At 49.6% G+C, this 820-nt stretch carries 2 tRNA genes; both read left to right on the top strand.

From position 1 onward, the window contains the following. The first annotated feature begins 214 nt into the window (after positions 1 to 214). Positions 215 to 288: transfer RNA gene (locus CGL56_RS17990), tRNA-Ile, on the top strand. 8 nt (positions 289 to 296) lie between these two features. Next, positions 297 to 370: transfer RNA gene (locus CGL56_RS17985), tRNA-Ala, on the top strand. Positions 371 to 820 lie beyond the last annotated feature (450 nt).

Genomic DNA, 820 nt, shown 5'->3' with positions numbered 1-820 from the left:
GTGTTGCAGTAGAAGGGTAACGGTTCGTTACCCGGATGCAGTCACATTCGAGACCCATGGGTTCTGGAAGTAGGAGTTGATCCTGCGGCCACGACTCGCCTGCCTTGGTGTTAATTTAAAAATTGGCGCTCCATAAAGATGGACCGCCCTTTTTATTAGTGAAAGCTAATGACCGGCTAAGTCAAGCGTGACTTAGGTACTGTTTGAAATGCACAGTCCCGTAGCTCAGCTGGTTAGAGCGCTACACTGATAATGTAGAGGTCAGCAGTTCAAATCTGCTCGGGACTACACTTCCTGGGGGATTAGCTCAGCTGGCTAGAGCACCTGATTTGCATTCAGGAGGTCATCGGTTCGACTCCGATATCCTCCACCTAGGCATCGAGAATGCTCGATGTGTATTGAGTGCATAACTGGATGGCTCAGCCGTCTATCCCGATAGCCATCGGGACTGATTTGCATTCAGGAGTTCATCGGTTCGCCGATACGCTCCACCCAGTAGCCGACTTCGGTCGGCGCCTGCCAACAATAAGCGCGGTGCGCGGCTCCCTCAATGGACGGAGCTTACCGGTTCGACTCCGGCATTATTACACACCAGCCTCCCGCGGGCCAATAAGACATCACTAGCCTGAAGTCTTATCGCCGGCGGATACAAGGGGTTGATGACGATCTTTGACAAGTTTGGATAAGAGAGCAACAGAAATTTTTTACGGATTGATATGGATTTAAGATCACATTGAAGTCCGTTGCGAAGTAAAGAAAGTGGTGCGGAACTTGTTTCGTATCACAATCATCTTCAAGCGTCTGTTGGATATAATACTCA

It is taken from the genome of Neolewinella marina (assembly GCF_002631205.1).
GTDB lineage: Bacteria > Bacteroidota > Bacteroidia > Chitinophagales > Saprospiraceae > Neolewinella > Neolewinella marina.
Note: the sequence above shows the minus strand (reverse complement) of the source record. Positions and strands in the feature narration are given on the sequence as shown.